7 protein-coding genes are annotated in these 7,974 nt (G+C 39.0%); 4 read left to right on the plus strand and 3 right to left on the minus strand.

What is annotated here, in order from left to right; translation table 11 throughout:
• Positions 1–196: 196 nt before the first annotated feature.
• A complete protein-coding gene (locus tag E4661_RS18065) occupies positions 197–2,053 on the minus strand; it encodes a tetratricopeptide repeat protein (RefSeq protein WP_136468871.1) in 1,857 nt (618 codons plus the stop codon).
• A 57-nt stretch (positions 2,054–2,110) separates the two neighbouring features.
• A complete protein-coding gene (gene pgmB, locus E4661_RS18070; RefSeq protein WP_136468872.1) occupies positions 2,111–2,773 on the minus strand; it encodes a beta-phosphoglucomutase in 663 nt (220 codons plus the stop codon).
• Between the two features lie 233 nt (positions 2,774–3,006).
• Here pgmB and guaA point away from each other — a divergent pair, with 233 nt between their 5' ends.
• From guaA to E4661_RS18090, 4 genes are read left to right on the plus strand one after another with little or no spacing between them, the layout of a single operon-like run.
• Positions 3,007–4,539 carry a glutamine-hydrolyzing GMP synthase gene (gene guaA / locus E4661_RS18075; RefSeq protein ID WP_136468873.1) on the plus strand — a complete coding sequence of 511 codons (1,533 nt, stop codon included), beginning with the start codon at positions 3,007–3,009 and terminating at the stop codon, positions 4,537–4,539.
• On the plus strand, positions 4,536–6,668 hold the full coding sequence (locus E4661_RS18080) for a LysM peptidoglycan-binding domain-containing protein (RefSeq protein ID WP_136468874.1): 2,133 nt from the start codon (positions 4,536–4,538) through the stop codon (positions 6,666–6,668). The genes guaA and E4661_RS18080 overlap by 4 nt, the downstream gene beginning before the upstream one ends.
• The gene (locus E4661_RS18085; protein ID WP_136468875.1) at positions 6,658–7,062 is read left to right on the plus strand and encodes an OsmC family protein; all 405 of its coding nucleotides are present in this window, start codon (positions 6,658–6,660) and stop codon (positions 7,060–7,062) included. The genes E4661_RS18080 and E4661_RS18085 overlap by 11 nt, the downstream gene beginning before the upstream one ends.
• Positions 7,050–7,586 (plus strand): DUF922 domain-containing protein, encoded by a 537-nt coding sequence (locus tag E4661_RS18090; protein ID WP_136468876.1) that lies wholly within the window; start codon positions 7,050–7,052, stop codon positions 7,584–7,586. The genes E4661_RS18085 and E4661_RS18090 overlap by 13 nt, the downstream gene beginning before the upstream one ends.
• Positions 7,587–7,589: 3 nt before the next feature.
• On the opposite strand, the gene E4661_RS18095 is transcribed toward E4661_RS18090, so the two are convergent.
• Positions 7,590–7,859, minus strand: coding sequence for a putative quinol monooxygenase (locus E4661_RS18095; protein ID WP_136468877.1), 270 nt, complete (start codon positions 7,857–7,859; stop codon positions 7,590–7,592).
• Positions 7,860–7,974 lie beyond the last annotated feature (115 nt).

Below are 7,974 nucleotides of genomic sequence, written 5' to 3' on the forward strand. Positions count from 1 at the left end.
GTTTTGTGTGACTCGCCCGGTAAACGGTCTGCAGCCCTTAGCCGAGCAAGACCACAAAACTTGTTATGTTCAAATTGCATAACAACACAAACCTAAAGTATTGATTTTGAGCTATGAAATAATGAAGGTGGACAACAGGTGGACACTTTGAAATTAATAAGGGGACAACGGGTGGACGACTTTTTGAAGACCTGTTTTAAAGGGATAGCACTAGGTCTTGTAGAGAATCTTCCGTGGTGATATCCAATTTTTTACGGAGTCGATACCTCGCTTTTTTTATCCCTTCGGGAGAAATATTGAGAATGTTGGCAATCTCTTTGGAAGATAAATTCATCTTTAAAAGAGCCAAAAGACGAAGCTCGTTTGAGGTTACTTGAGGATATTTTGATTTTACATTACTGTTGAAATCTTTATGTACTTCTTCAAAATAACGTGAGAAGTTTTGCCAATTGTTATCATCCTGAAGATCAAAATTGATGGTGCGAATCAGTTGCTGATACCCCTTTTTGGATTCCTCTTTTTCTTTTAGTTCTTGGGCCTTTTGTTTTAACCCTTCCAAAACCTCATTTTTTTTGGCCAGATGCAAAGCATGAGTAGTGAGCTCTTTCTTTTTAAAGGCCAGTTCTATATCCACCTTCTGTTTTTCAAGCTTGTTGCGCTTTAGTTTTTGTCGAATACCATAAAACCCGAAGAGTGAAAGCACTAAAAGTCCGCCCAACAATACTTTTTGAAGCGTGCTGATCTCGGCTTTCTGCTCCAAAACGGTAATCTCTTTCTCTTGAAGAGCAATCTGTTGTTCTTTTTTTTCAGTGTCATATTGAGTTTTAAGTTCTTCAATCTGTTGGGATTTGGTTAGGTTGAAGACAGAATCATTCAATTTTTGAAAAGCCTTTAAATCCTCTAAAGCCATATGGTGATTTCCCATTGCTTCGTAGACTTCTGCCCTTTCCAAATATGCATCCGAAAGGTTGTCCAATGAATTTATGGAATCGGCAAGCTGAATGGCATTTGAAAAATTTACAAGGGAATTGGTATAATCCTTCTTTAAAAAATAAGCAGAACCAATATCGTTGTACGCTATTATTTGGTTGTTGATAGACCCTCTTTTAATAGCCAGATTATTTGATTTGAAATGATATTCCAATGCTTTGTCATAATCTCCCTGCTCCATATAAACAGCACCTATATTACCGAAGTTGGCCGCTACAAAATCATCACGTTTCATTTTATAGCTTTCCTGTAGACTGGCACTGTAATTTTCGTAAGCCTTGCGATAATCCTTGAGATGGTAATGGGCAGAGCCCAATTCCATATAGGTAATGGCTAACCAATAGGTGTCATCAAGGTTTTGAAATGTTTTAAGTCCTTTGTTGAGATAATTGAGAAAAGCCTCACTGTTATTTCTAAGCATCTCGGTTCTTCCGATACCTACATCAACAATAGCTTGTTTTATAGGATTTGGAGGATTTAAGGTGTCTAGTATCCTTGATGCGTTCAAAAGTTGTTCAATGGCTAATTTGAACTCCCCTTTGTCAAGATGAATGGTTGACTTTCGTTGCAGGGCATCTATCAGCATTTTTCCATTTTCCATTTTTTCAGCTAATACTATGATGCTATCGGCCAGCTTTTTCGCTTTTGAAAAATTACCTTCAAGGTTTTCAAATCGGGTCCATTCGAGAAGGGAAGCGAACACCTCTTTTTCATTATGGAGCGTTTTGAAGGTTTTTGCAGCTTTTTCGAGATAAAAAGGGACGGAGTCGGGTGTGTAATGAAAATGGTGATAAAACCCAAGATTTTTATATGCTTTGGCTTCACCTTCCCGAAAACCTATATTTTTAGCGATTTCCAATGCCTTGTGGGCATAATCCAATGCTACTTGAGGGTCCGATTTTTTGGTTAATTCGAATATATCGTCGGCGGCACCTAGTTTTTCCGCATTTTCGGGATACGAATTATAAAGCTTGATTAAGTTATCGAGTTGCGTGGACTCTTGGCCATATAATGCTGAGCAACAAATAAATAGAAAAAACGGTAGTAGGTTCTGGGTTTTCATGGAGGTTGACTTTCCTTAAAAATAAGGATTTATGTCAACTGTATGAAAAAGAATGGATTAGCTGAACAAATCCTTAAAATGGGCCTTAACCTCAAAAAGAGTGGCTTCGGCCATAGTATCAAAACGGAGGTCTGCATGGCCAACCCTATCCTTTGGGCCAATACCCACACTGTAGAACCCTCCAGCCTTTGCTGCATTAATGCCACTTTCGGCATCTTCAAAAACAATGCATTCTTCAGGTTGAAGCTTCAATTTTTCGGCGCCAAACAAGAAAATATCCGGGGCGGGTTTGCTTTTGGAAACACTATGACCATCGCCAATAATGTCAAAATACTTGTTGGCATTCAACTGCAGAAGTACTTTTTCCGCATTTTTACTGGCACTGCCCAAAGCCACCAAAAAGCCTTCGGTCCTTAAATGGGTGAGTAATTCCTCGGCACCCGGTAAATAATTGTCTGAGGTCATTTTGTCAAGACTCTTTACATAGATGTCGTTCTTTTTGGCCGCCAAGGCATCCAAGGTTTTATCATCCAAAGAAGTGTTGTTATGGTCCAAAATCACTTTAATGGAATCCGTGCGGGATATTCCCCTTAGCTTGTCGTTGACCTCATGGTCAAAAGCCCATCCCATCTCATCACTGAGCGCTTTCCAAGCCTCAAAATGCAATTCTGCAGTGTCGGTAATTACCCCGTCCAAATCGAAAATAAACCCCTTTATCATGGTTTGGTGTTTTTGGTCAGGCAAAGAAAGAAGGAAAATTGTTAAGAAAAAAACTACAACACATTATATTATTCGAAGATGAATACAAAATAACTGGCCTCCGAGCTGATTTAGACACCTGAAAATCCCATAAAATACTTGGCCCGAAAGCAGCTTGCAAGTCATTTTAAAAAGTTGTGATAAATATCCTGAAAAGTTACTTTTCCAACTGTTTCAAATTGCTATTTTTGCCCATGCAAAACAACGTACTTATCCTAGATTTTGGTTCCCAGTACACCCAGTTGATTGCAAGGCGCGTTAGGGAACTTAACATTTACTCTGAAATTAAACCATACAACAACCCTCCCAAGGATTTATCGTCATACAAAGCGGTGATATTATCGGGTTCCCCTTTTTCAGTAAGGAGCGATGATGCACCACATCCCGATTTATCCGAAATAAAGGGAAAAAAACCATTGCTGGGTATTTGCTATGGAGCACAATACCTTTCCCATTTTAATGGAGGTAATGTAGCTCCTTCTGCGACAAGGGAATATGGAAGAGCAAACCTTTCTTACATCAAACCAAGTGAGGACTTTCTGAGTGGATTGGAAGAAGGAAGTCAAGTTTGGATGAGCCACAGCGATACTATTAAACAACTACCCGAAGGTGCGGTTCATTTGGCGAGCACACAGGATGTTGAAAATGCTGCATTTCGAATTGAAGGTGAGGAAACCTATGGAATCCAATTTCATCCAGAAGTATATCACACAACCGATGGGACGAAGCTTTTGGAAAACTTTTTGGTGAAAATAGCCGGACTTAGCCAAGACTGGACTCCCGATGCATTTATTGAAACTACTATTGCTGAGTTAAAAGAGAAGATTGGCGATGAAAAAGTGATTTTGGGATTGTCAGGTGGTGTTGACTCCAGTGTTGCGGCCATGTTGTTGCACAAGGCGATAGGGTCACACTTGCATTGCATTTTTGTTAATAACGGCTTGCTTCGAAAGAATGAGTTTGAAAGTGTTTTGGACCAGTACAAGCATATGGGGCTGAATGTGAAGGGAGTAGATGCTTCGGCACGCTTTTTGGAAGCCTTGAAAGGTGAATCTGACCCTGAAACAAAAAGAAAGATTATTGGTCGGGTTTTTATTGAGGTATTTGATGATGAGGCCCATAAGGTCGAGAATGCAAAGTGGCTTGCGCAAGGCACCATTTATCCGGACCGTATTGAATCGGTGTCTGCAAGTGGAGGCCCTTCGGCAGTGATAAAAAGTCATCATAATGTTGGTGGATTGCCCGATTATATGAAGCTGAAAATAGTTGAACCTTTGCACCTTCTTTTTAAGGATGAGGTTCGAAGAGTGGGTAAGAACTTGGATATGGACGAATCCATTTTAGGACGTCACCCATTTCCAGGGCCAGGGCTTGGAATTCGAATTTTAGGTGACATTACAGCCGAAAAAGTGTCTATTTTACAAGAAGTTGATGCCATTTTTATTGATGGATTGAAAAAATGGGGACTTTATGACAAGGTTTGGCAGGCCGGAGCCATGCTTTTACCCGTAAATAGTGTAGGGGTTATGGGAGATGAGCGTACCTATGAAAAATGTGTGGCATTAAGAGCTGTGGAAAGCACAGATGGAATGACCGCAGATTGGGTGAATTTGCCATACGAATTTTTACAAAAAACCTCTAATGATATAATAAATAAGGTCAAAGGCGTTAATAGAGTAGTGTATGACATTAGTTCTAAGCCACCTGCAACTATAGAATGGGAATGAAAAAATATGTTTTAGTACTCGGTTTGGTTGTCTTTTTGTTGGCAACAATTCAGGTTTCTGCGCAAAGCAAGACCACTCATGTGGTTAAGGAAGGTGAAACATTACAGAGTATTTCCCAAAAGTATCGCATTACTCCTTATACCATCTTACAGTCCAACAAGGAAATCAAGACGGCAGCAGATATCAAAGCGAATGTCATATTGATTATCCCTGTGGATGGTGCGGTTGTGCAAGAAGAAAAACCTAAGGAAGAGGTAACCCAAGAAGAAGATAGACCCATTGGTTTTAGCAGACACAGGGTTAGAAAAAGAGAAACACTCTTTGGTCTTACCCAGAAATACCAAATAACCGAAGAGCAACTAAAACGACATAATAGACAACTATACGCTGAACCCCTAAAAAAGGGAATGGTATTACAAATTCCAAGATACCCGGAACGTACGGAGGAGGAAGAGCGTGAATTGGATTTTGAGACTTATATCGTTCAACCTAAGGAAACCAGATGGAGTATTGCCCATAAATACGGTATTACCATTGATAGTATGGTCGTTTTAAATCCAGATTTGGAAAAAAACTCCAATTACTTAGCAGTCGGACAAGAATTGAAATTACCGCGACCCAAAGGAGATAGCTTGAAAGATCAAGAGGTGGCGCTTTTCACCTCATATACTGTCCCCCCAAAACAAACACTATACAGTTTGGGCAAAGAATATGGTATACCTTCCGACTCTATTGTAAAGCTTAACCCTGAAATAATAGAGCAAGGCGGTCTAAAAGAAGGTATGGTTATTAGAGTTCCCGAAAAAAGGGATACTTCAGGTGATGTCAATACCGAAAACTTCATTTTTTATGAGGTGAAACCCAAGCAGAATATTTTCAGGTTAACACAAAACTTGAAGATTTCAAGTGAGGATTTGTATAGGTTGAATCCCGATTTGAAAAATGGACTCAAGGCTGGAATGGTCTTGAAGCTTCCCAAAGAAAGTACACAGTATCTTGAGGTTAAGAACGCATTGGTTTTGGATAAAATCAATCTAATAGACAGTGTGGATGTTTCAAATAGACCAAAGCTTGTTTTTATGCTACCTTTCCGATTGGACCGAATAGATATGTCAAATAGGGAAAAAACAGAGAAACAAATCAAGACACGAAGAGATTTGGCTCTTAGTTTTGGATTCTATTCTGGAGCAGTAGTCGCCCTTGATTCTATTAAAAAGCTTGGATTATCCGTCGATGTTAAAACATTCGACACAGAGAGAAATCAGAATAAGGTAAAACAGATTCTTTCCAATCAAAGTTTGATAGGAGTCAATGCGATTATTGGACCACTTTCATCAAATGTTTTGGACGAGGTTGCAGTACAGGCCAGTTCAGCAGGTGTTCCTGTTATTGCTCCAATTGCATCGGACAGTCATTTGAGTCATAGCAATGTTTTTTATTCGGTTCCAAAAAATGAGGTACTGAGAGACAAAATGTTGTCTTATATGCAAAAAATTCACATGGATCAGAATGTAGTGATTATTGCAGATTCTACGCATCAGGTAGCCCATGACTCAATTTTGGCAAAATTTCCTTCGGCTCAGATAGCTAAGGTAATCAACAACAAATCGCTTCACTTGGATGAATTTTTGATTCAATTGTCAGAAGAGAAAGAAAATTGGGTGTTTTTAGAAACTGATCAGGCCAATATGGTATCCAGTGTAAGTTCTATTTTGAATTCGGCCATCACGGAAGATATGGCAGTGCGTATGTTTACCACAAGTTATAACAATGCTTTTGAAGACGATGCCGTACAGGTCACCCATTTATCAAAATTGAGATTTACCTTTCCATCTTTTTATCGCACATCGGCGAATGATGGGTTTATAAAAGCTTATAAAAAAAGGTTTAAAGGCCTCAATCCGGACCGTTATGCCGTAAGAGGGTTTGATGTGACCTTTGACGTTCTGCTCAAATTAGCACATAAAAATAATTTGTTCGAGACTTCAAAAATTATTGGGCTTACCGAGTACAATGGGAATAGCTTTAATTATTTTAACGATTGGACCTCTGGATACTACAATAGGGCTTCTTATTTAATGGAGTACGATAATCTAACCATCAAAGAAATAAAATTGAATGACCTCTAAAGTTACCTATACCGGAGAACTACGCACAAAATGCCTCCACCTTAGATCTGGGGATGAATTTATTACAGATGCCCCCGTGGACAACAATGGATTGGGGCAGGCTTTTTCACCTACTGATACCGTTGCTACAGGTTTGGCCAGTTGTATGATGACCATGATGGGGATAAAAGCACGGGATTTAGAAGTAGATCTATCGGGCTCCACAGCTGAGGTAACCAAACATATGGCGGCAAATCCTCGTCGGATTGCGAAAATCGAGGTCAGAATGGAGCTTCCTTCTAGCATTTCGGAAAAACATCGGAAAATCTTGGAGAATACAGCAAATACTTGTCCCGTACATTATAGTTTGCATCCAGATATTGAAAAAGAGATTGAATTTTATTGGATAAAGTAACCTTCATAATATGTCTTTTACTATTTAATTTCAACGGATATACCCAAGAAATTGAAGAAGGTGTTTTATGGAATTCGAAACTCAAGCTTAACTGGTCTGATTTTAAGGGGAAAATACCTCCAGCTGCCGTTCCGGCTGCTACGACCGCAAGTGGTATAAGTTATAAGTATTCTGCTAATTTAATTCATCACGAAGTTGAATTGGATTTTGAAGTAAATGCTTATTTCTACCCCAATGAATCTTGGTATAAACCCACCATTTGTGATGATCTTATTTTGAGCCATGAGAGGTTGCATTTTGACATCACTGAGCTTTTCGCACGTAAAATGAGGAATAAACTTAGACGCACCTCATTTTCTGAAAATGTAAAAGCTGAGATTCGTAAGATTTATAAGGAAACCTTGCGAGATCTCCAAAAATTTCAAGAACGTTACGATTGGGAAACCAACTTTTCCCGCAACGCCGAAAAGCAAATGGAATGGAACAATAAAATTGCCAAGGAACTATCGGAAACCAAAGAATAGTATTTATCCTATAGCGGTCATTTCATGTAATGTGACATTTTCTATAGCACCTTCAGTAGCCTTTGCAAAATCATCTAAATGCGAACTTTTCATATGCTTTTGCCATAGATCATAACTTTCCCAATTTTCGTAAAAAAGAAAGAGATTTGGGTTATGGTTGTCTTGATGTAGATCATAATCGATACATCCTTCTTCTGCCCTAGTTTTGTCAATGATGTTAAGTAATTCAATTTTGACCAGTTCTCTTTTCCCTTCTTTTGCTAAGTATTCTATGGACTTACCAAATTAAATTTGAACTTTTTTGTCATTATTTTCCCGTTCAACCCGCCCCGTCTTTTTGTGGGGGGCGATATTGAAGGAAAAATAATGTGTTAGGAGGCATGTTTGT

It is taken from the genome of Flagellimonas onchidii (assembly GCF_004804315.1).
Classification (GTDB): Bacteria; Bacteroidota; Bacteroidia; order Flavobacteriales; family Flavobacteriaceae; genus Flagellimonas; species Flagellimonas onchidii.